We start from the raw sequence: 20,203 nt of genomic DNA on the forward strand, positions 1-20,203 counted from the left end.
CCTTTTCTCATGGGATCATCGGCCATTTCAATGCATATTCTTTTCAATCATGGCGTCCGCTTATTTAGGACACGGAGCTCATCTCTTGTAGAAAGGATAAGGAAACACTCGCTTCACGCAACTTCTACAGGAAAAGGGCAAGAGGGCACCTCCCCTGAGAAAAGCGCATGAAAGAATGATTCCTTTTTGATTTTATTTTTCAAGCAACAAACCAACGTCTGTCACTTACTTGCCCAGCAGCTCAATCATCAGTGCTTTTTGAGCATGAAGACGGTTTTCTGCTTGATCGAACACAACGGAGTGCGTCCCATCGATGACATCAGCCGTCACCTCTTCCCCACGGTGTGCCGGCAAACAATGTAAGAAGATGACTTCATCTGCTGCCTCGCGAAGCAAAGATAGGTTCACTTGATAGCCTGCAAAGGCATTCAGGCGCTCAATCGACTCTGACTCCTGCCCCATGCTCGTAAACACATCACTGTAAATGACTTCTGAACCTTTTACAGCTGCTACGGGATCCGTAAAGAGCTGGATTGTTCCACCTGTCGCCTTCGCGATTTCTATCGCCTGTGCAACGATTTTTTCGTTCGGCGCATACGCATCCGGACTACAAATACGTACTTCCATCCCACTCAGTGCTCCACCGAGCAATAAGGAGTGTGCCATATTGTTTCCGTCACCGATATACGTCAAAATCTTGCCTTGACGAGAACCTAAGTGTTCTTCAATCGTCAGCAAATCTGCAAGTACTTGGCACGGATGATGTAGATCCGTCAGGCCGTTAATGATAGGAATCGTTCCATGCGTAGCAAGCGTTTCGACCGTCTCATGGGCAAACGTCCGAATCATCAATGCATCTACGTAACGACTCATGACTTTGATCGTATCGCTTAACGGTTCTCCGCGTCCGATTTGCATGTCAGCACCACTTAGGACGACCGGGTATCCGCCTAGTTCGACGACACCGACTTCAAATGATATCCGCGTCCGTGTCGATGCTTTTTCGAATAAGAGCGCAACCTTTTTTCCCGCCAGTGCCGTTTGATAGTCGCTTGGGGATTGTTTGACTGCTTTTGCAAGCTCAAGTAGCTCTGTTAAACTTTCAGCCGTCAATTCTTCCAGCGTCAACATATGTTGTAACTTGTGCTTCGTCTTCATCCTTTCATCCACTCCTTTTGCTTGATCATCCATTCGCTTAACGGCTTGACTGGAATCGATGCACAATCACGAACCGTTTCGTAATATTCGGCTAGATGTTGCTCAGTAATGACATGAACGCCTTTTGCAAGCGCTTGTTCCCGGAGTCCTTTTTCTTCAGGAATGAAAGAAAAAAAGGCAACACACTCGTCAAACACAGGGAAATCTCCGAGCGGCGTCGCTTGTCCCCATGCTTCTGTCCCGTGACCAGCAATCGTATGCGCAGGTTTGGTCATGTGACGTTTCGTTGTTTCATCGAATAAGAAACGCTCCTTTGCATGACCATTTTCTGTCCACTGTAACGTTTCTCCGGTCGAACGCATGATCGGACCCGTTTTTGGATCGACATGTGTCAGTTTCAACGTCGAGAAGACCGGTGTCTTGACCGCATGGAAAGAGAGTTCCATCCGCTCTGACGGCAATTCGATTTTTTGACCGATTGCTGCCTTTACAGCCCATTCAAGTAACGGTTGTCCCGTTACCTTCGCGACGATCGGTAATGTCCGTGACGCGCGAGGATTAATTTCTAGAACATAGATCTGTTGTCCCGTGACGACGAATTGAATATTGAACGCTCCACGGTATGAGAGATGCTGACCGATTTTTTTAGAGATCCGCTCGATTTCATTTTGTAGCTGAGCTGAGGCTGACTTTGGCGGAAGAACCATCGTCGAGTCACCTGAATGAACGCCTGCCGCCTCAATTTGTTCCATAATGATTGGAACGTAACTCGTCGTCCCATCTGAAATACAATCGACTTCAAACTCTTGACCAGCGATGTAAGCATCGAGGAGCACGGGGAATGTCAGCGATGGTAAAAGCGCTTCTAACATCGCGTCGTCGTTTAAAATATGCATCCCTTTCCCGCCAATCACATACGATGGACGAACGATTAAAGGATAACCAAGTGCCATCACAGTTTTCTTCAATGCATCAACTGTCATGACTTCTTCTCCCGGAATATGCTTGATGTCTAATTGATCGAGAAAATCGTAAAACCGGTGGCGGTCTTCCATCGCATCAATCGTGTCTGAGGTCGTGCCTAATAACTGATACCCACGTGCTTCGAGATCGGCTGCTAAGCTGATTGCCGTCTGTCCCCCGAACTGAACAAGGACATCTTGGCATTGTTCTGCTTCTAAGACATGAACGACATCCTCAATCGTCAACGGCTCAACGTAGAGGCGATCTGCCACTTCGAAATCCGTCGAAACGGTTTCCGGATTGTTGTTAATCATGATGGTTTCGTACCCGGCACGTTGTAAAGCGCGGACCGCATGGACGGAGCAGCAATCAAATTCAATGCCTTGTCCGATTCGAATCGGACCCGCTCCGATGACTGCGACCTTTTGTTGATTCGATGGTAGTACTTCAGTTCGCCCAGACCAACTTCCGTAGTAATAAGGAGTCGTACTGACGAATTCTGCTGCGCACGTGTCAATCATTTGGAAGGCGGGAGTAATGTCATGCGCTATCCGCAGTTCGTGGACATCTTCCGCTGCCACACCTATGATGTCGGCAATCTGCTGATCGGTAAAACCGTGCCGTTTCGCTTGTTGAATGGAAACAGGTTTCGTCAGGTCGAGCGAGTCGCGCATCGTCAGCAACCGAGCAAACAGTTCTAAAAAGAGCGGTTGGATACTTGTCTGTGCCGCTAGTTCGTCCTGCGTCGTCGCCTGACGATCGAGCAAGGCGAGCATCGCCAACAACCGTAAATCGGTTGGAGTCGTGATTTCTTTCCACAACTGCTCACTCGTCGCCTCACGCATCCACGATGGATAGAGTGGTGCCTGTTCGACCCCTGCACCACGCCATGCTTTTTGCAGTGCTTCTTCTAACGTTTTCCCCATTGCCATACTTTCACCGGTCGCCTTCATCTGTGTTCCGAGCGCACGGTCACACCCTGAAAATAAATCAAATGGGAAACATGGTACTTTCGCCGTAATATAATCGAGTGCCGGCTCAAAACTCGCCATCGTCTCTTTCGTCACAGGGTTGATGCAGTCATCCAAGCGTTCACCGAGCGCAAGACGTGTCGCTAGTTTTGCAATCGGATACCCTGTTGCCTTCGAGGCCAAGGCGGAAGAACGACTGACACGCGGGTTGACTTCGATGACGAAATACCGGTGCTCTGTCGGATGAATCGCGAATTGGATATTGCAACCACCGATCACACCGAGTGCGGAAACGATGCGACGTGCCTCGGTCCGAAGAAGTTGATTCATTCGATCAGAAATTGATTGGATTGGAGCAAAGACAACCGAGTCACCCGTGTGGACACCGACTGGGTCGATGTTTTCCATGTTACAAACGATAATCGTCGTATCGTATGCATCACGCATCACTTCATATTCCACTTCCTTGTAACCTGCGATACTGACTTCGACCAAACACTGGGAAATCGGACTTGCTTGCAGACCGTTCATCGCAAGCGTACGTGCTTCTTCCTTCGTCGTCGCGATTCCACCACCGGTTCCCCCTAATGTGAATGCAGGACGGATGACAAGGGGTACACCGTGGTCCTCCATGAAATTCTCCAGTTCCTCAATCGTTTCAATCGTTTGACTATCCGGGAGTGGTTGATGTAATTCAATCATCCGTTGTTTGAAACGTTCACGATCCTCTCCGTCCCGAATCGTTTCGAGCGATGTTCCGAGCAGCGAAACACCATATTGCTCGAGGATGCCCGCTTCATCCAGCGTGAGCGACAGGTTCAAAGCTGTCTGTCCTCCAACGGTCGCAAGTAAATGCGTCGGGCGTTCTCGTTCGATGATTTCTGTCGCCTTTTCGAGTGTCATCGCTTCGATATATACTTGATCCGCCGTCGACGGATCCGTCATGATCGTAGCCGGATTCGAATTCATGAGAATGACCTCGCAGCCCGCTTCCCGAAGTGTTTGACATGCTTGCGTTCCGGAGTAATCAAATTCCGCCGCCTGACCAATGACGATTGGTCCCGATCCAATGACCATGACTTTTTTGTTATCCAACATGGGCTACCTCCTGTGATAAAACCGAGGCGACGAATTGATCAAACACGACCATTGCTTCTGTCGGTCCCGGATTTGCTTCTGGGTGAAACTGCACTGTCATGATTGGTTGCGATGGATGAATCAATCCTTCAATCGAACCATCGTTAATATGTTCGTATGCCGTAACTAGCTCTGACGCCGCAACACTCTCTGCCTCAACGACGTACCCATGATTCTGCGAGGTCATGAAAACACGACCGGAAGCAAGGTGACGGACGGGGTGGTTTGCCCCCCGGTGCCCGTGATGTTGTTTCGTGATTTGGCAGCCGAAGGCTTTCGCGATGATTTGATGCCCCATACAAATGCCGAGCGTCGGATAATCCATCGCGAGCTGTTTAATTTCTAAGAGAAATGGTTCAAGTTGATCCGGATTTCCAGGACCATTCGAGAACAACAGCCCGTCCGGTTGCAATCTTTTGATGGCGGACGCTTCTGTATCGAATGGAACAACTGTCACGCGCATACCCCGTGCCAGTAAAGCTTCAATCATCGATTTTTTGACGCCATAATCCAGACAAACGATATGTCCATCAGCATTCTCGAGTTCATATGTTTTCATCGTCTGGACGGAGACGGATGCGATTCCTATCTGATGGCGTTTCTCGTATAGAGCGTCTGCCTCAATACTTCCCATTTGATCGCCAGATGATCGAAGTTGATGGACAAGCGCCCGTGTATCGACTCCTGTCAGAACAGGTATATCCGCTTCTGCTAACCAGTCGGCAAAATCCGTTCGTGCTCCGTTTTGTGCGAGCGTTTGAACAATGACACCCGCGACTTGAATCTGATTACTTTCTGCTTCATCATGGGCGATTCCGTATTGCCCAATTAGCGGATACGTGAAAACAAGGATTTGTCCACGGTAAGAGGGGTCCGTCAATACTTCTTGATAACCGGTCATACCGGTGAAAAAGACGACTTCTCCTTTAGCGGATGATGTACCGACCAGCTCTCCTGAATACGTTGTCCCATTTGCAAGCGTTAATGTACCTATCCCGTTCATACCATGACCTCCTGTTGGCAGACTTGTTTTATTTTTTCTAGCGCAAGATCTAGTTCCTGTCGTGTCACAAATAGAGACGGTAATAAACGAACTACGTGTGGTCCGGCACTGACGACGAGCATCCCTACTTGTTGAAGCGCTTGGACAATTCCAGCGACCGGTCGTTCGAATTCAATTCCAATCATCAAACCACGTCCTCGAACACTATGCAGACTTGTTTCAGGCAACTCTGCTGCGAGTCTTCTCATCAAGTAATTTCCTTTCTCCTGCACCTCGTGTAAAAGCTCGTCTGTTAAGAGAAGGTCGAGTGTCGCTTCCGCTGCTGTCATTGCTAGCGGGTTCCCGCCAAATGTTGAGCCGTGTGTCCCCGGTGTAAATATGGTTGCCGCTTCCGCAGTCGTGATGATCGCTCCAACCGGAAAACCGCTTCCGAGCCCTTTCGCGACTGTAATGATATCTGGTTTTAGTGGCGTCTGTTCAAAAGCGAAACGTGATCCAGTTCGCCCAATCCCCGTTTGGACCTCATCGACGACAATTTTGACGCCATACGCTTTTGTCCGTTTCATTAACGCCTCCAACCAAGCATCGTCCGCAACGATGACACCACCTTCACCTTGGATGATTTCAAGCCAAACGGCGCCCGTTTTTTCCGTGATGGCATCTAAACTACTTAAGTCGTTGAACACGAGGTGTTTAAAGTCCGCTACCATTTCACCGAAGCCTTCTTTGACTTTTTCTTGACCTGTCGCTCCCATCATCGCGAATGTCCGCCCGTGGAACGATTGGCTGAATGACAAGATTTCTGTTTTTTGCGTCCATTTGCGAATTAATTTAAACGCACCTTCATTCGCTTCTGTTCCGCTGTTACAGAAGAAAGCATGACTCAAGTGACTGTTCTCCGTCAGTAGCGTCGCGACACGTTCCTGCTTACTGCTTTCAAATAAATTTGACGTATGCCAAAGCTGACCAAGTTGTTCTTTGAGGCGTTGCTCTACGTAAGGATGCCGATGTCCCGTGTTGCAAACGGCAATCCCCATCATAAAATCAAGATACGTGATGCCTTGCGTATCTTTGACGAACGATCCCGTCCCTTCGACTAATTCGATATTATGACGTTGATAAGTTGGTAGTAATGCGCTCATCTGTTTCCTCCTTGACGCGAGTCCCCTGACTCGTCACGTATTTCCCGGACCGAATCCGAACGTCTGGAATCCCTTGTTTTGATGCTTCAATCACCGCTTCTACTTTCGGAATCATGCCACCATGAATCTCATTTGTCTTTATGCCGCCTTCCAACATTTCTCGCGTGACGACTGCTTGATAAGCACCATCTAACCGGACTCCTTCGACATCCGTCAATAGCTCAAACGCATCGACATCGAGTGCGTTTGCGACGGCAATCGCACATGTATCGCCATTGCTATTAAGCGCACCGGACGGACCGGTAATCAGCGACGTCACGACCGGAATATAGCCTGCGCCGAGTAGCGTTTCAAACAAGGTTTTATCTACGAAGCGAATATCACCAACTGCCCCTAACCCTTGTCGTTGCTCTCCGCCAATGCTTGCCCCGTCAATCCCCGTCAATCCGACTGCAGGTAGGTCTGATCGATTGAGCTGATAAACGATTTTTGACTGAACCTCGCCCCCGAGGACACGTTCTGCCCCGAGTAAGACCTCCTCGGTCGTTACACGGACGCCTTCCCGGAAGACGGATTCGATTTCTAAGGTTTCACAATAAGCTGATAAAGCGGGGCCGCCACCATGCAAGATGATTAATTCGTGACCAGCATCGCACCAGTCTTTCCATTCTTTAAAATAACGGGAATCGAGTTGTTCAAAAATACTCCCACCGAGTTTGATCATTTTTCGTTGTTTCATGTCCGGTAGCTCGCATTGATTTTGATATAGTCGTACGTCAAATCACATCCGAAGGCACGTCCGACGGCCGACCCACTATTTAAATCGACTTCAATCGCTACCGTATCCGCCGCAAGTTCATTTGAAGCAAGTGTCTCATCGAACAAAATCGGCATGCTCTGTCGTAAGACCCACTGTGAACCAATCCGAATATCAATTTTCGAGACATCAATCGGTTCATCGATGCTTCCGATTGCTGCTACAATTCGTCCCCAGTTCGCGTCTTCTCCGAAAATCGCGGTTTTAACGAGCGAAGAACCAACGATTTGTTTGGCGATTTTTCGTGCCAATCGTTCTTCGTCCGTTCCTTGAACCGTTACTTCAATCAACTTCGTTGCGCCCTCTCCGTCTCGTGCAATGAGCTTCGCAAGTTCTTGACAGACATGCGTGACCGCCTGCTCAAACTGCTCCGCTTCTTGCGTATCAAGCATGATTGTCGGCGTTTTTGCCGCACCACTCGCTAACATCATGACCATGTCATTGGTTGAACTATCACCATCGACCGTAATGCAATTGAACGTCCGGTCGATTGAGCGTTTTAATATCGTTTGCAGGACGTTTGGTTCGACGGTCGCATCGGTCGTTAAAAATCCGAGCATCGTCGCCATGTTTGGATGAATCATTCCTGACCCCTTCGCAACACCGCAAATCGAAACTTCACTTCCATTCATCAAAAATTGATACCCGGCCGTTTTGATACCTGTGTCAGTCGTTAAAATCGCATGGGCAAAAGCATCCGCTTCTTCTTCCGCCTCACTCGCCACCAGTTGATCGACTCCAGCTACTAACGTGTCGATCGCCAACGTTTGACCAATGATTCCGGTCGATGCGATTGCGACTTGTTCCGGTTTAATCTGTAAGTGATTCGCGATTGCGTGTTGCGACGTATAGGCATGGGTCAAACCTAATTCACCGGTGCAGGCGTTAGCATTCCCGCTATTGACTAAAATGGCATGAATACGCCCCTCTGAGGCTTCCATCGCTTGTTTTGTCACTATAATCGGTGCTGCTTGCATTTGATTTGTCGTATAGACAGCCGCCGCACTCGCTCCTCCTTCACATACCAACAAGCCTAAATCTTTCCGTTTTCGTTTGAGTCCAACATGTATACCTGTCGCCTTAAAGCCTTTTGGTGTCGTCAGCGTCAACGGTGACACGGTTTGTAAGTTCAACACGTTCGTTCCTCCTTTAAATGAATAATGGTTGCTGGGTCAAACCGAGTGCTTCCTCATATCCGCACATCAAGTTCGCATTTTGAATCGCTTGCCCGACTGCACCCTTTTGCATGTTATCAATGACTGAAACGACTGTCAGATGTCCTGTTCTCGCGTCAGCGTATATCGTCAAATCACAGTAGTTACTGCCGACGACCGATTTAATTTCCGGATCATTTCCGTTAATTCGGACGAAGGGTTCGTTCTCGTAAAATGCATGGAGCCACTCACGCCATTGCGTTTCCGATTTATTGATGCGTGGAGTCAATGTCATCGTCGCCATGATTCCGCGATTGATTGGAATTAAATGTGTCGCGAACGAAACGATGGCGTCTTGCCCCGTCACGGTTTGAATGACCGATTCGATTTCGGGGATGTGCTGATGGCGATTCATCTTATACAGACGCATGTTTTCATTCGATCGCACATGATGTGTCTGTTCGCTAAAGGATTTCCCGGCTCCCGATAACCCTGAACTGGCATGAATGATAATCGGCACCGGCTCGATGACCTGTTCTTTTAAAAATGGTAGGAGACCCAGGAGTACGGCCGTCGCATAACACCCTGGATTGGCAATCAAACGACTCGTTTTTATCGCTTCACGGTTCCATTCTGATAGTCCGTATGTTGCTGTTGCTTGAATCATTGGCTCGACCGCTGGTTTTTCGTACCAATGTTCATATGATATTTGGTCGAGACGTAAATCGCCGCTCAAATCGATGACTTTCCCTTTCCAATCTCTCAGCTGCTCTAAGTACTGTTTTGAAATTCCGCTTGGAGTCGCCAAAAAAATGAGTTCCGTTCCAACCTCCTCTAAATGGGAAAGTGAGAACTCCTGTAAGAGGGAATAGTTTTTTTTATTCATGAATGTGTATATTTCCGTAATCGATTCAGTTGCCTTCGAATCACTCACGAGAGAGACGATTTCTAAATGGGGATGTTGCTCAATCATTCGTATCAATTCGACTGCTGTATATCCCGTCGCACCTATGATTGTACATTTCATGTCGGATACTCCTTCGTTAATAATGATAAACTGATTTAAACATATGTATATTTATACTGTCAAATGTATTTTTATTAATTTATAAACAAAAAAAGACTTTGACCGATGACACCTTTCAGTAAGATGTAACTGGTCAAAGTCTTTTTAGTTCATGTTTCTCATCTTTTTTCAGCACGTTGTGCGACGAGATGATCGATTCCAAAAACGCTTGCCCCCATCAAAGCAATAACAACAACAAAAATCGCTGTAAACATATGTATCCTCCTCTTGTTCACAAAATCGACATCACTACTTTCTTATTGTGCAAGATTTTTTATAAAAAAGAAAGCGTTTACGACAAAAAATCGTCACATTTTTTTGTATTCCTGGTTATATTTCTAAATAAAACTCAGGATGTAGACAAACTCTTATGAAAAGCAAAAATTCTACACGGAAATGCTGTCCGTTCACGCTTCCTTGCCTCACCTCGTCTTCAAAGCTGCCGGGGATCGCGGAAAGTTGCTTTCGCAATTTAAAGCGATTCAAGACCGAGCGCGCTCTAAAACGGCTGTACGGTTTGCCTTTCCCTGTGCTACGGCCTAAAAAGCGTCGCTTTTCCGTTGATTCCTACGGGAAAAAGTACGTTTTTAACACGACCTGCCAGATGTAGACAAGACCCTGCTTGTTGTCCGTAGGGTCAGCCTTGCCCTCGCCTGAGGAAAGCAACGAAAAAGGGAAAAGCTTTTTTCACCCCATGTTACTTTGTCTACATGCTGTAAAACTTTCTTAGTTGACGCAGTCAGGAATCTTCGATAAGATTGCATTTGTTCATTACTTTCACACATAAAAGCAAACAAGCATAAACGTAACAAAGATATAAGGAGGTGGAAGCATGCGCATGTCCTTTCGTGAATCCGCAGCTATCCTAGGAATTAGTATCATTATCTTATTGTCCGCATTATTCGGTGCACAGGCCGAACCACATCTCGCTATACTCGCCAGTCTTATTTTTGTTGTAGGGTATGCCGTGTATCGCCGCTTCCCTTTCAGTCAACTTGAAGAACATATGATTAACGGTATTCGAGAAGCGATTAAACCGATTTTAATCATGTTACTCGTCGGCATGACAATCGCCGTCTGGATGATGAGTGGTGCCGTTCCAACCTTGCTCCATTATGGCTTGTCGACATTATCTGCGACCTGGTTCGCGCCAACCGCTTTAATCATCGCGATGATCGTTTCGACCTTTACAGGCAGTTCATTTACTACAATTGGTACGGTCGGTGTCGCCTTGATGGGAATCGCCGTCGTCCTTGGTGTCAATCCCGCCCTTGCTGCAGGTGCAATCATCAGCGGTGCTTGTTTTGGAGATAAAATGTCTCCTTTATCGGATACGACGAATTTCGCACCAGGTATCGTCAACGTCTCTGTTTTTGATCATATTCGTTTTATGATGGGAACAACGATTCCTGCTATCGCGATCACATTTGTTCTCTTCCTTATTTTTGGACGAGGTGAAGGATCAATTGATTCAGAAGCGATTGGAGCAACACAACAAGCACTCGACAGCCTTTTCCGCTTATCTCCTTGGACATTGCTTTCTCCGCTTCTCGTGATGGTACTCGCTATTCGGAAGATGCCAGTCATTCCAACATTGATTGCAGGCGTTTTAAGCGGATTATTACTCACAGGTCTCGTTCAAGGAAATTGGAACATCGCGCAATGGATGTCTGTCATCCAAAATGGTCTCAAGCTCGAAACAACGAATGAAACGGTTGCGAGCATCATTAGTAAAGGTGGCATCCAATCAATGATGTGGTCCGTCTCCCTCGTCATGCTCGCGTTAGCGTTCGGCGGTGTTTTACGTGGTATCGGAGTCATCGATGTCATTATCGAAAAAACCGTTTCGAAACTGCAACGTGACGGGAGTATCATCTCGTCTGCTGCACTTGCTGCAATCGGCGTTAACTTCATGGCAGGTGAACAATACTTGTCTATTTTATTACCGGGACAAGCCTTCAAGAAAATTTTTGAAGAACGGTCAATTGACCCACGGTTTTTATCCCGTGCGCTTGAAGATGGCGGCACACTTGTTAATCCTTTGATTCCTTGGGGTGTATCCGGGGCATTCTTTGCCTCGACACTCGGTGTGCCCGTCACATCGTATGTGCCATTTGCCTTTTTCTTAATTTTATCTCCCCTCTTCACTTTCATCTTCGCCTTTACACGACCGACAAAAAAACAAGTCACGAAGAGTGTCGCGTGACGTAAATCTATTATCAGTAAGGCATACCATTCATAAGTCGAATGGTATGCCTCTTTTTTCTCACTTCTATATGTGAAAGAGGGATATTCAAGCGATTCTCGACTAATTTAGATAAATAAGTGTAAAGATAAAACGAAGTGGGAATATACCAAACATAAGATTAAAATTACAGAGAACTAGAGAGAGATACTGCAACCCTTTTAAAATGGTTGCCTTCGATGTAATTGTAGGAGGAGTCCAATATGATCAAACGTGGTACGCTTGAACGGCTTGATGGTAAATATGCTGTTCTTCTCTGGGAGAACGGTTCAAGTTTTATCCCTCGCCGCTATTTACCGACTGAGGCACGATTAGGTGACACAATACTTTTTGATGGTACAACGTATTCAATTGATGCATCGAGTACATCCCAATCGTCCTTTCAGACGTTTTCCTTTCGGCAAATGGGTTGATGATAATTAAAAAGCCATTTAGACAATGAATTGACTACTTGAGCGTCCTTGCCCACGTCAGTCTTTCCATCTTCTAAATGGCTTTTTCGCGTTTAATCATTCCTTACGTACAAGGATTGATGCCTACATTCGGGACACTTCGCTTGGTGCAAATCGTCAATCGAAATTCGATGTAGTACTGTCTCATCTCGTTCACAGCGATGAATCGGTTCGATGATAGCTGAAGGAATGAAGAGTGCACACCAAAAGCGTGTTGAAATCGTATCGCAACAGGGACACTGAAACAAATCGTATTGATGCGGGACCCACCCGCCTTCAATTGCATCGATATGTGCATGATAGTTCTTAATTAACATCGCCCGGTTTTGATCATCGATGTGCGCTCGGCTAATGAGTGGTTCCTGATAAGGCGGCACGAATAAAAAAGGCAATGCTGTTCTGTACTGTTCTAGTCCATAGGTTAGCATCGAAGGGAATTCCCCCCATTCCTCCCGCTGACCGATTTCAGCGACGATGTGATAAGAACAGTCGCGGCAGTGAATCTCCATTCCCTCATCCTCCCTTTTTCCCTACCATCTCTTTTAGCATACTTGATGTAACAGGACCAATGTGTTTTGCGACGATGACTCCATCCGTATCAATGACGTAAGTCGCCGGCATCGCGACTAATCGATAAGCATTTTCTGATTGGCCCTGCGTATCATAGAGCACCCCGTAATCAACAGGAGTCTCTTTCAGAAAATCGGCTACATCTGAAACCTTTCGTTCGGATGTCGTCACGTTGATGCCATAGACGGGCACGTCCACCGCTTTAGAAAAAGCGTTCAGTTCAGGTATTTCTTGTTTACATGGTGGACACCAGGTCGCCCAAAAATTGATTATGATCAATCGATTCGTCAAATCAGATAGTTCCACCATTTTTCCATCCTGTTCCAACTTGAGATTTGGTGCCTTCATTCCAATCTCTAATCCGCCTTGCGCTTGTTGCGTCGCTTGAGTAAATTCTTTAATCTGTTGTGCTTTATAGGCGTCATAGCTTTTATATGCAATCCCACTAATCGCTAACCCGACAATCACGTATAGTAAATATTTTTTCAACTGCTGTCCACTCCCTCTTTCTATTAGTGTAGCAGAATCAGCCTCTGAATCTATGAAAAACGAGCATACCCTTCCATTTTCCCCGGAAGTGATATGCTCGTTTATATACATCCTTTTTTACTGTCAGTTATAGCGAGGAAGTTGTTGTTTAACCCGACGATTGTCTTTAATGCTTTCAAACGATTCGTCTCCACCAAGCGCTTCATTTAGTGACGTTTTTCCTTGTTTCACCTCTAAACGTCGATTGAAAAGTGCCCGATTATCGACCGATGCCGCCAAAATCGACGCGACATCAATTTCAGAAATCGTTGCATCTTTTACATCTTTTAAATCCTCATCGGCTTCGATTAGTCCAAGACCTTCTCCGTCAACGATGTTGACCGGACAAATGATTGTATACGTCAAACCACTATGCTCAATTTGCTCTTCTGCCGCATTTTTTGCGGCATAGAATGGATAGACTTCTTTTTTAAATTGATTTGGTCGATCAGCGCCATAGGCACTGAGGAGGACAAAATGACGGACACGTGCCTTTTTCGCAGCATCAATCGTTTTTAAAGCAACCGTTCGATCGAGCAACTCAATTTCAGTCGCTTCACCATCGACACCCGCGGTCGCTGCACAAATCACAGCATTTTGACCTGCCACCCCGAGATCAATGACCTTTTCAAGCTCAGTTTCAATGTCGACGTAATGTGCTTTGACACCGAGTTTTTCGAAGCGATCGACGAGATGCTTATGTCGAACGATGACAGTGACTTGATGACCTTTCGCAAGCGACTTGACGACGCGAGCTCCGATTGTACCTGATGCACCTACAACTAATACATTCATATGCTAGGTCCCTCCTCAATAAGCTAGTCACCTCTATTGAACTACTCATACTTATGCAGATAAGAGCTTCCTTCATCGCTTACTCCTGTTAAAAATATCAAAAAGCAATCAAGAATTCTCATCATCCCGACGATTAGGTGTTCGGATTTCGGTACGTCGTCTTTTAAGCCGCCTACTCAAAGATATGTTCATTCCAGCCAAAGAAGCATGAATATTGAAGATATGGACAGGTCTTCAGCTATGATATCTTCCGTTCTCAAAAGCGCAACTGCGTACATCAATTTATACCCGCAATAGGGAGAAGGAAACCTTTCAAAAAGGAACCTATTTTTTAATGTCAGTCATTCGCCAGTACACCGTAAAACGTCGTCTGTAATTTTTCTCTCAATTGTGTCAGGGCTTTTTCATCCGGGAAATCATAGAAAATGCCATTCAATCGATCACTGACAACGTCAATTTCAAGATATTCTCGCTCAGACATCAATGCCAGGGCTAAGCCTGCTGTCGCCATTTGACGGTAACTGATGTCTAAACTCATCTCCTCTTTCATATAAGCATGTGCTGATGAAATTTTAGTCCAGCCTGTCGGCTTCAACAGATGCGTCGCTACAGCTTGAATGACTTCTGACTGACGATTGGCTCGTGCCCCATCATTGTCTGTTTTTCGGTGACGAGAATAGGCAAGAGCCATCGCTCCATCCATATGGTATTCCTTTCCTTTTTGAAACGCATATTGATTCGCTTTTCCGCTAGCGTCTTGCTCCGAGAATGTTCCTGTCGAAACAAGATCAATCCCGCCGATTTGATCAACTAAACCAATGAAACTATCGAAAGAGATAACGATTTTGCTATCGATGTCTACATCAAGTAGTTCACTGACGGCGTTTTGCGTACACGATTCCCCACCGAACGCAAAAGCATGCGTGATTTTATCTTTTTTCCCATCCTCACAACTGATGGGTGTATACGTATCACGTGGAATCGACGTTAACTGAATCGTCCGTGATAACGGTACGAATTGCATGACGGATAGTGAATCAGACCGTGAACCTCGTAGCGATTCTCCGGGTCTTGCGTCGCTTCCGATCAATAAAAAGGTAAACGGCTGTGAGGCAAACAGGATAAAGCCAATCAATAGAACTAAGAGCAGCCCAAATATTTTTGTTTTGAAGCGACGTTTCTTTCTCTCAACAGGTTGTTTCTTTAAACCATCCTGCCTCGTCTCACGTGGTACCTTTTCTTCCAAACGTCCATTTTTACGTCGATTCGACCGTGTCCGCTCCGCCATAATCGTTCCGACTTGCTTGGCAGACCTTCTGACTACGGTGAAAAGTCGTCCTCCGATACCAGTCCGTGTTCTTTTCTGCGAGCCCCGGTGATTTTGTTGAACTGAACGCGACGTCAAAGTTGGTCCATCCTCGACGTATCGATGATTCTGCCGTTGTGAGGCGTCAATCCGCATTCGCTGGTCTGCTCGATGCTCAATTGGTGTATGTGTCGAAGTACGTCGCATCTGCTCTTCTTCCTGTCGTTTTCGTTCTAGTCGAGAACGACCTGATTGAAACTCATCCATAATAGTACCTCCGTTTTAGTCTTGCGATAACTGCTTATCTTGTAAGAACTTACGTAGATACGTCCGTTTCGGTTCCTTCATCGAGGCAGCCATTTGATAGACCCATCCCTCAGTTCGTGCGCCATCCGTCCGCTCTCCATAATATGACGAGGTTTCTGCCTCATACTGTTCTAGCAACTCACGCATCTTGTTGTCATTAGTATACGTATTACGATGGAAGATTGCCTCCATCGGAAGACGGGGTTTTTTACCTGGCTGTTGATCCGGCAAACCGACTGCAACACCAAATAACGGTACGACGTGACTTGGCAACTCAAGAAGTTCACTCACTTTTCGAGCGTCATTACGAAGTGAACCGATATAAACTGTCCCGTATCCTAATGATTCTGCTGCTACGACAAGGTTCTGTGCGGCAAGTCCTGCATCAACCGCTCCGACGATCAACGCTTCCGTCGTTTCGACTGTGTCAGCGACTGAGCCATTCGCAATCTCTGCTGCCAACATATGTTTATGGTAGTCGATACAGAAGACGAAGAAGTAGCTATTATCTGCTACATAACTTTGTCCACTCGCTACTTCGACGAGTTGCTGTTTTTTTTCTAAATCCTCAATTCCGACAATTGCATAGGCTTGTTGATAAGAAGACGTCGAAGCAGCCTGGGCAGATTGGATTAATAGTTCAATCGTCTGTTCGTCGAGTTGATGTTCCTTAAATTTCCGGATCGAGCGGTGGTTTAATAAATGTTCAATCGTTTCATTCATCTGAATCTCTCCCTTAAATTAATCTTTCCCTTTAAAAATAGGCAATGATTGTGTAAAAGAGCAAATGAAAGATGTTCGTTTTATGAAAAAATCGGGAAATGAATAATGAAGTGCTGTGTTTTTGTCGAAGGAGGGCGATCATGAGAATTCGAAAATTACGTCTTTTACTGGAGCAATATGGCGATACTACCCTTCGCGACATTATCGTAGAGATCTATCGCCAACTTCCTAAACAAACAATTGAAGATAAAGAATTAGATTTGATGCTGTCGCAATTCGCAAAATATAAAGGTCTAAAAAAAGAACAAGAACAACCGACAATCGAACAAACCATCGAGCAAACTGAACAATTCATTCAACTCGCTTACGATGGTGAGTATTTAGAACCAAGTACAATCGTTTCCGTACGCGAACAAAAAAACTGGTACGTCACAGCAAAACGATTATTAAAACACCTGCGACATTATGTTGGTCGAAAGAACGGAACGCGTGTTGCTTTCGAAGAATTCTTTTTTTTACTGTCTTCCGCCGCTGGTGAAGAACCTCTTTTCCTGAGTAACGACCCCTTCCGACTGATTAAAGTCTCTCAAGTTGAGCTCTTCCAAGAACTCGTTGGTTACTACAAGCTCGACACATCCGATAATGCGTGGATGAAGCGCGCCATCTACACGGCGTTAAAGGTACCGATCGACGTCGACACAGAACGCAGTGACCTTTTCCTTGCCGTTCTCGAGCATTGTGAAACGCGACAAGAGCGTGAGTCTTACCTGTCGTTATTGAACATGCATGCGAAAAAGCTTCAAATGAACGTTCGCATCGATGCAGACAAGCTCATCCTCTATCAAGAGATTCGCTTCGCAGAACTTCATGCCCTGATTGCTTTACGTGAACTAGAACGAGCCGAAACGATGCTTTTCACAGAATATATTCCTTATTTTTCACACCGTTCGACTCCATTTCGCTATTATCTCGACTTGCTGGAACAGGCGGGTCTAGATGAAGAACATGATCGGATTGAACGCGTTGGCCGAACCAAACATATTCATTTTTAAATACAAAAAAAGAGCTTCGGAAAGGTTTCCCGAGGCTCTTTCAATCTGATGTATTGACGATTCCAAGTCCTACAGTTGCAAGCAGTGCGATACAGGCAAATAAAAATGCCATGTCATTCGGTGAGTCAAAACCATCATATGTCGGTTCTTTTCGATCAATGATGAGTTCATCCATCGTTCCATAGCTTCCATACGTCACAGCTTCTCGGACGCTCGTTTCTTGTTTATCTAAATCTTGTGCTTGAACGGGATGGATACTACTTAAAAACAAAAAGAAGCAGACATAGATAAACTTTTTCCCCAATCTAATCCCTCCCCCGTTTCTACCAGATTACTTTTACCTTTTATGATAAAAACTATTATTTTCCTTTTATTGCTTATAGTATACTTAAGATATTGTTTCATCCTAATCAGAAAAGGAAGTGTAGCGTTTGAAAATTTTACGTTACGAGCAATTGTCGCACGGTCAACGTCGTCTCGTCCATCAGTTGTTACAAAAAAACCGCTTATCTCCTCTGTCCCTCTCATTCCAACCACCTGAAAAATATCAATGGGCTTTGATCAAGGGTGATGCCGTCTGCGCGACATTAGGATTTAACCAATTCGCCTCGTCCCTTCAAATCATCAATGCCGCTTACACGGACTTGATTGCTTTCCGCACTTTGGCGCATTTCGTCCATGATTACGCGCTCTCTCTACATCCTCATCAAATCGACGTTCAAATCATTCCACCACATGACTTCGGGTTGGTCTCGACTTGGAACACGCTCGGTTATACACTCTCCTCTGAACAATTTCGCTTCATCGGTCTCATCAATGATCATGCCGCATCACTTCAATTCAAGCCACTTACCCTCCGAAACCGTTCCTTGTTCTTAAATCTCAGAAACGAGTCGATTCAATCCTCACATTTTTTATTTAGCTATGACGTATCCCATATCGAATATTTGATTGAACAGGGGGCATTGCCGTACCTTGTCTACGATCAACAAACAATCGTCGGAACAATCATCATCCAAAAACAAAAGCAAACGATTCGTTTACTCGAAATTACGTGTATCCCTGAATTGAAGAATCAAGGATACGGGCGAAGAATTCTTGAGACCTTTCAAGCTAAATTAAAACGCACGACAGTTCGGACATTCGAGACGTATTGTTTTTCAACACATCAAGAAGCCCTTCGTTTATATGACCCCGATACATTCTGTGATATTCAACTCTTCTCACACTGGCATACTTACTCTAGAGAATCTTTACGTAACCGCTCAACGATTTCTTGATATTCCGCCAGGATGTAGGCATCCTCTACTTGTTTGAAATCAATATTTGCTCGGATCCTTAGTTGCTCCCCCATCTGATACAGACTGTCGATATAGTCGTTTCCTAACGCACTCGCTTGACCTAGTTGGTGGTTATGAAAGGCTAACAGTGCATCTTCTAAAAGCAGTTGTTCCTTCTCCGTTTTTAAAACTGCTTCAAGCAACTGTTCAAATACTTCTGTATGCCGACCGATCATCGCGTAAAAGAGTGGATAGTGTTTGGCATATTTAAAATCAACTTGATATTTTTTAGTCTCGACGATTGTCTGAATGCTTGACGGATTCGACCGCTTTAACTGCTCAACAAAACCGATTGTTGCCGGATGGTCTGTAAAAAATTCTAGGCTTCGTACGTCCATTTCGTCTTCTAAATCAAGCAACAAATAGAGATCAAGCATATTAATCACGTGCGTTTCTAAAAAACGATCACTCCGTTGCAAGGATGTCGTGTAGTCTAAATCAAGACCTGCCTCTATCGCCAATTGAAAAAGTTCATGATTGATTGCACTGTATAGACCGACTGGAAATGCTAACGGTTGACGGACAATTGAACGATGTCCATCAAGCTCTTTTAATTGATTGAGATCTACACCATGTTGTACCAACAAACGGAAAAAGAGCGTTCTATCTTGTATCGCCCCCAACTTAAGTAACAGACGATCGAGTTCAATGACTGGTTGGTTCGTATCAAGCGCTAGCGCCAAGTGCTCTGATGACTCTAAGTCAAAAGCTCGCTTCACGAAATTTAAAGCGACCCGTTCTTGTTCGGACAACTCAGCATTGTAATACTCAAAATCTTTTCGATTCAATTCTTTAAATGCACGCACTGCCTGACCAACTGCCTCATTTTTCACAAATCGTTTCATCATCGGTTTGCCCCCCTGAATACTGCTTCTCTTCGTAGTGTACGCAATATTATCTTTTCTTGAAAGCCAAAAAAATCCTGATGCCTTCCTCACAATAAGGAAATCCACCAGGATCTATCAATTCTCGCCTACTTTTAAAGGCATCGATCGAAAAATCTCATCTTGCTTTCCGACTTTTTCGACACTCGTTCCAATTGAACCGCTATATTCAATTGTCTGTTCCGGCTGAATGAACTCATAAGTAATGGCCGGTTCTCCACGCAATCGAACCTGGATTACCTGTCGATGTTGCAGGGAAAACGAGGCCTTCACTTCTAAAAATGATGCTTCACTGATTCCATGATGTTTTTCAAGCATCGTCTTTAACTGCTTTTCTGAGTTCTGTTGGCTGCTTTGAAGCTCTGCGTAAGAAATTCCGACCGCAAAAGATAAAAGTCCAATCAGACTTAACGCGAGAATGACCAGTACTTTTTTCATAGACTGATTCACCTCCGAATGAAATTCGTTCTGCTCTCATCATCGGTTCACTCCGCTATTTTTTGAAGTATTTCTCGAAAATAAGCGTTTCCTCATGTCTACAACCATTGGGACGACAAGGGAGAGACGTCTTCCCAACATAGATGAGAACTT

The 20,203-nt window shown here is 45.5% G+C and carries 19 protein-coding genes; 4 read left to right on the plus strand and 15 right to left on the minus strand.

Annotation, left to right across the window (positions count from 1 at the left end; translation table 11 throughout):
* Positions 1-225: 225 nt before the first annotated feature.
* Genes argF through argC form a run of 7 tightly spaced genes read right to left on the minus strand, consistent with a single transcriptional unit; the run spans position 226 to position 9,372 of the window.
* Positions 226-1,158: an ornithine carbamoyltransferase gene (argF, locus tag KNQ02_RS11500; protein ID WP_214805443.1), complete on the minus strand. Its 933-nt coding sequence runs from the start codon at positions 1,156-1,158 to the stop codon at positions 226-228.
* A complete protein-coding gene (gene carB / locus KNQ02_RS11505; RefSeq protein WP_214808586.1) occupies positions 1,155-4,190 on the minus strand; it encodes a carbamoyl-phosphate synthase (glutamine-hydrolyzing) large subunit in 3,036 nt (1,011 codons plus the stop codon). The genes argF and carB overlap by 4 nt, the downstream gene beginning before the upstream one ends.
* Positions 4,180-5,232, minus strand: coding sequence for a carbamoyl phosphate synthase small subunit (locus KNQ02_RS11510; RefSeq protein ID WP_214808589.1), 1,053 nt, complete (start codon positions 5,230-5,232; stop codon positions 4,180-4,182). Before KNQ02_RS11510 ends, carB begins: the two co-directional genes overlap by 11 nt.
* A complete protein-coding gene (locus KNQ02_RS11515) occupies positions 5,229-6,374 on the minus strand; it encodes an acetylornithine transaminase (protein ID WP_088836370.1) in 1,146 nt (381 codons plus the stop codon). The genes KNQ02_RS11510 and KNQ02_RS11515 overlap by 4 nt, the downstream gene beginning before the upstream one ends.
* Positions 6,340-7,113 carry an acetylglutamate kinase gene (gene argB, locus KNQ02_RS11520; protein ID WP_214808592.1) on the minus strand — a complete coding sequence of 258 codons (774 nt, stop codon included), beginning with the start codon at positions 7,111-7,113 and terminating at the stop codon, positions 6,340-6,342. Before argB ends, KNQ02_RS11515 begins: the two co-directional genes overlap by 35 nt.
* Positions 7,110-8,327, minus strand: coding sequence for a bifunctional glutamate N-acetyltransferase/amino-acid acetyltransferase ArgJ (gene argJ, locus KNQ02_RS11525; RefSeq protein ID WP_214766684.1), 1,218 nt, complete (start codon positions 8,325-8,327; stop codon positions 7,110-7,112). The genes argB and argJ overlap by 4 nt, the downstream gene beginning before the upstream one ends.
* Before the next feature lie 13 nt (positions 8,328-8,340).
* The gene (gene argC, locus KNQ02_RS11530) at positions 8,341-9,372 is read right to left on the minus strand and encodes an N-acetyl-gamma-glutamyl-phosphate reductase (RefSeq protein WP_088836367.1); all 1,032 of its coding nucleotides are present in this window, start codon (positions 9,370-9,372) and stop codon (positions 8,341-8,343) included.
* 871 nt (positions 9,373-10,243) lie between these two features.
* On the opposite strand from argC, the gene nhaC reads away from it, so the two are divergent.
* Positions 10,244-11,617, plus strand: a complete 1,374-nt coding sequence (gene nhaC, locus KNQ02_RS11535; RefSeq protein ID WP_214766686.1) for a Na+/H+ antiporter NhaC — start codon at positions 10,244-10,246, stop codon at positions 11,615-11,617.
* Positions 11,618-11,859: 242 nt separating this feature from the next.
* Positions 11,860-12,069: a DUF3006 domain-containing protein gene (locus KNQ02_RS11540; protein WP_029332693.1), complete on the plus strand. Its 210-nt coding sequence runs from the start codon at positions 11,860-11,862 to the stop codon at positions 12,067-12,069.
* Positions 12,070-12,161: 92 nt separating this feature from the next.
* Here the strand turns inward: KNQ02_RS11540 and KNQ02_RS11545 are convergent, their stop codons facing one another.
* The 5 genes from KNQ02_RS11545 to nfsA all read right to left on the minus strand — a co-directional run bounded on the left by KNQ02_RS11545 (position 12,162) and on the right by nfsA (position 16,336).
* Positions 12,162-12,617: a hypothetical protein gene (locus KNQ02_RS11545; RefSeq protein ID WP_088836365.1), complete on the minus strand. Its 456-nt coding sequence runs from the start codon at positions 12,615-12,617 to the stop codon at positions 12,162-12,164.
* Positions 12,618-12,621: 4 nt separating this feature from the next.
* Positions 12,622-13,167: a TlpA family protein disulfide reductase gene (locus tag KNQ02_RS11550; RefSeq protein ID WP_214808594.1), complete on the minus strand. Its 546-nt coding sequence runs from the start codon at positions 13,165-13,167 to the stop codon at positions 12,622-12,624.
* 123 nt (positions 13,168-13,290) lie between these two features.
* Positions 13,291-14,001: an NAD(P)H-binding protein gene (locus KNQ02_RS11555; RefSeq protein ID WP_029332690.1), complete on the minus strand. Its 711-nt coding sequence runs from the start codon at positions 13,999-14,001 to the stop codon at positions 13,291-13,293.
* A 337-nt stretch (positions 14,002-14,338) separates the two neighbouring features.
* Positions 14,339-15,574 carry an LCP family protein gene (locus KNQ02_RS11560; RefSeq protein WP_214802479.1) on the minus strand — a complete coding sequence of 412 codons (1,236 nt, stop codon included), beginning with the start codon at positions 15,572-15,574 and terminating at the stop codon, positions 14,339-14,341.
* Positions 15,575-15,589: 15 nt separating this feature from the next.
* Complete coding sequence (nfsA, locus tag KNQ02_RS11565) at positions 15,590-16,336, minus strand: oxygen-insensitive NADPH nitroreductase (protein ID WP_214802482.1); 747 nt, start codon at positions 16,334-16,336, stop codon at positions 15,590-15,592.
* Between the two features lie 140 nt (positions 16,337-16,476).
* On the opposite strand from nfsA, the gene KNQ02_RS11570 reads away from it, so the two are divergent.
* The gene (locus tag KNQ02_RS11570; RefSeq protein WP_088836362.1) at positions 16,477-17,388 is read left to right on the plus strand and encodes a hypothetical protein; all 912 of its coding nucleotides are present in this window, start codon (positions 16,477-16,479) and stop codon (positions 17,386-17,388) included.
* A gap of 40 nt (positions 17,389-17,428) precedes the next feature.
* Here the strand turns inward: KNQ02_RS11570 and KNQ02_RS11575 are convergent, their stop codons facing one another.
* A complete protein-coding gene (locus tag KNQ02_RS11575; protein ID WP_029332686.1) occupies positions 17,429-17,692 on the minus strand; it encodes a hypothetical protein in 264 nt (87 codons plus the stop codon).
* 127 nt (positions 17,693-17,819) lie between these two features.
* Between KNQ02_RS11575 and KNQ02_RS11580 the strand changes: the two genes are divergently transcribed.
* A complete protein-coding gene (locus KNQ02_RS11580; RefSeq protein WP_088836361.1) occupies positions 17,820-18,668 on the plus strand; it encodes a GNAT family N-acetyltransferase in 849 nt (282 codons plus the stop codon).
* Here the strand turns inward: KNQ02_RS11580 and KNQ02_RS11585 are convergent.
* Together KNQ02_RS11585 and KNQ02_RS11590 are read right to left on the minus strand one after the other, a co-directional pair.
* Entirely contained in the window at positions 18,626-19,576 is a 951-nt protein-coding gene (locus KNQ02_RS11585; RefSeq protein WP_251132019.1) for a hypothetical protein, read from the minus strand. The two genes, KNQ02_RS11580 and KNQ02_RS11585, sit on opposite strands and share 43 nt — an antisense overlap.
* 114 nt (positions 19,577-19,690) lie before the next feature.
* Positions 19,691-20,050 carry a hypothetical protein gene (locus tag KNQ02_RS11590; protein ID WP_088836360.1) on the minus strand — a complete coding sequence of 120 codons (360 nt, stop codon included), beginning with the start codon at positions 20,048-20,050 and terminating at the stop codon, positions 19,691-19,693.
* Positions 20,051-20,203: the final 153 nt, after the last annotated feature.

The sequence above is a fragment of the Exiguobacterium sp. s102 genome, from assembly GCF_018618635.1.
Classification (GTDB): Bacteria; Bacillota; Bacilli; order Exiguobacteriales; family Exiguobacteriaceae; genus Exiguobacterium_A; species Exiguobacterium_A oxidotolerans.

Bases quoted from the DNA above. Each gene is read 5' to 3' on its own strand.
- KNQ02_RS11585 (WP_251132019.1), bottom strand. From the start codon at position 19,576: ATGATGAAACGATTTGTGAAAAATGAGGCAGTTGGTCAGGCAGTGCGT.
- argC (WP_088836367.1), bottom strand. From the start codon at position 9,372: ATGAAATGTACAATCATAGGTGCGACGGGATATACAGCAGTCGAATTG.
- KNQ02_RS11540 (WP_029332693.1), top strand. From the start codon at position 11,860: ATGATCAAACGTGGTACGCTTGAACGGCTTGATGGTAAATATGCTGTT.
- argF (WP_214805443.1), bottom strand. From the start codon at position 1,158: ATGAAGACGAAGCACAAGTTACAACATATGTTGACGCTGGAAGAATTG.
- nhaC (WP_214766686.1), top strand. From the start codon at position 10,244: ATGCGCATGTCCTTTCGTGAATCCGCAGCTATCCTAGGAATTAGTATC.
- KNQ02_RS11510 (WP_214808589.1), bottom strand. From the start codon at position 5,232: ATGAACGGGATAGGTACATTAACGCTTGCAAATGGGACAACGTATTCA.
- KNQ02_RS11515 (WP_088836370.1), bottom strand. From the start codon at position 6,374: ATGAGCGCATTACTACCAACTTATCAACGTCATAATATCGAATTAGTC.
- KNQ02_RS11555 (WP_029332690.1), bottom strand. From the start codon at position 14,001: ATGAATGTATTAGTTGTAGGTGCATCAGGTACAATCGGAGCTCGCGTC.
- argB (WP_214808592.1), bottom strand. From the start codon at position 7,113: ATGAAACAACGAAAAATGATCAAACTCGGTGGGAGTATTTTTGAACAA.
- KNQ02_RS11545 (WP_088836365.1), bottom strand. From the start codon at position 12,617: ATGGAGATTCACTGCCGCGACTGTTCTTATCACATCGTCGCTGAAATC.
- nfsA (WP_214802482.1), bottom strand. From the start codon at position 16,336: ATGAATGAAACGATTGAACATTTATTAAACCACCGCTCGATCCGGAAA.
- KNQ02_RS11560 (WP_214802479.1), bottom strand. From the start codon at position 15,574: ATGGATGAGTTTCAATCAGGTCGTTCTCGACTAGAACGAAAACGACAG.
- KNQ02_RS11570 (WP_088836362.1), top strand. From the start codon at position 16,477: ATGAGAATTCGAAAATTACGTCTTTTACTGGAGCAATATGGCGATACT.
- KNQ02_RS11590 (WP_088836360.1), bottom strand. From the start codon at position 20,050: ATGAAAAAAGTACTGGTCATTCTCGCGTTAAGTCTGATTGGACTTTTA.
- carB (WP_214808586.1), bottom strand. From the start codon at position 4,190: ATGTTGGATAACAAAAAAGTCATGGTCATTGGATCGGGACCAATCGTC.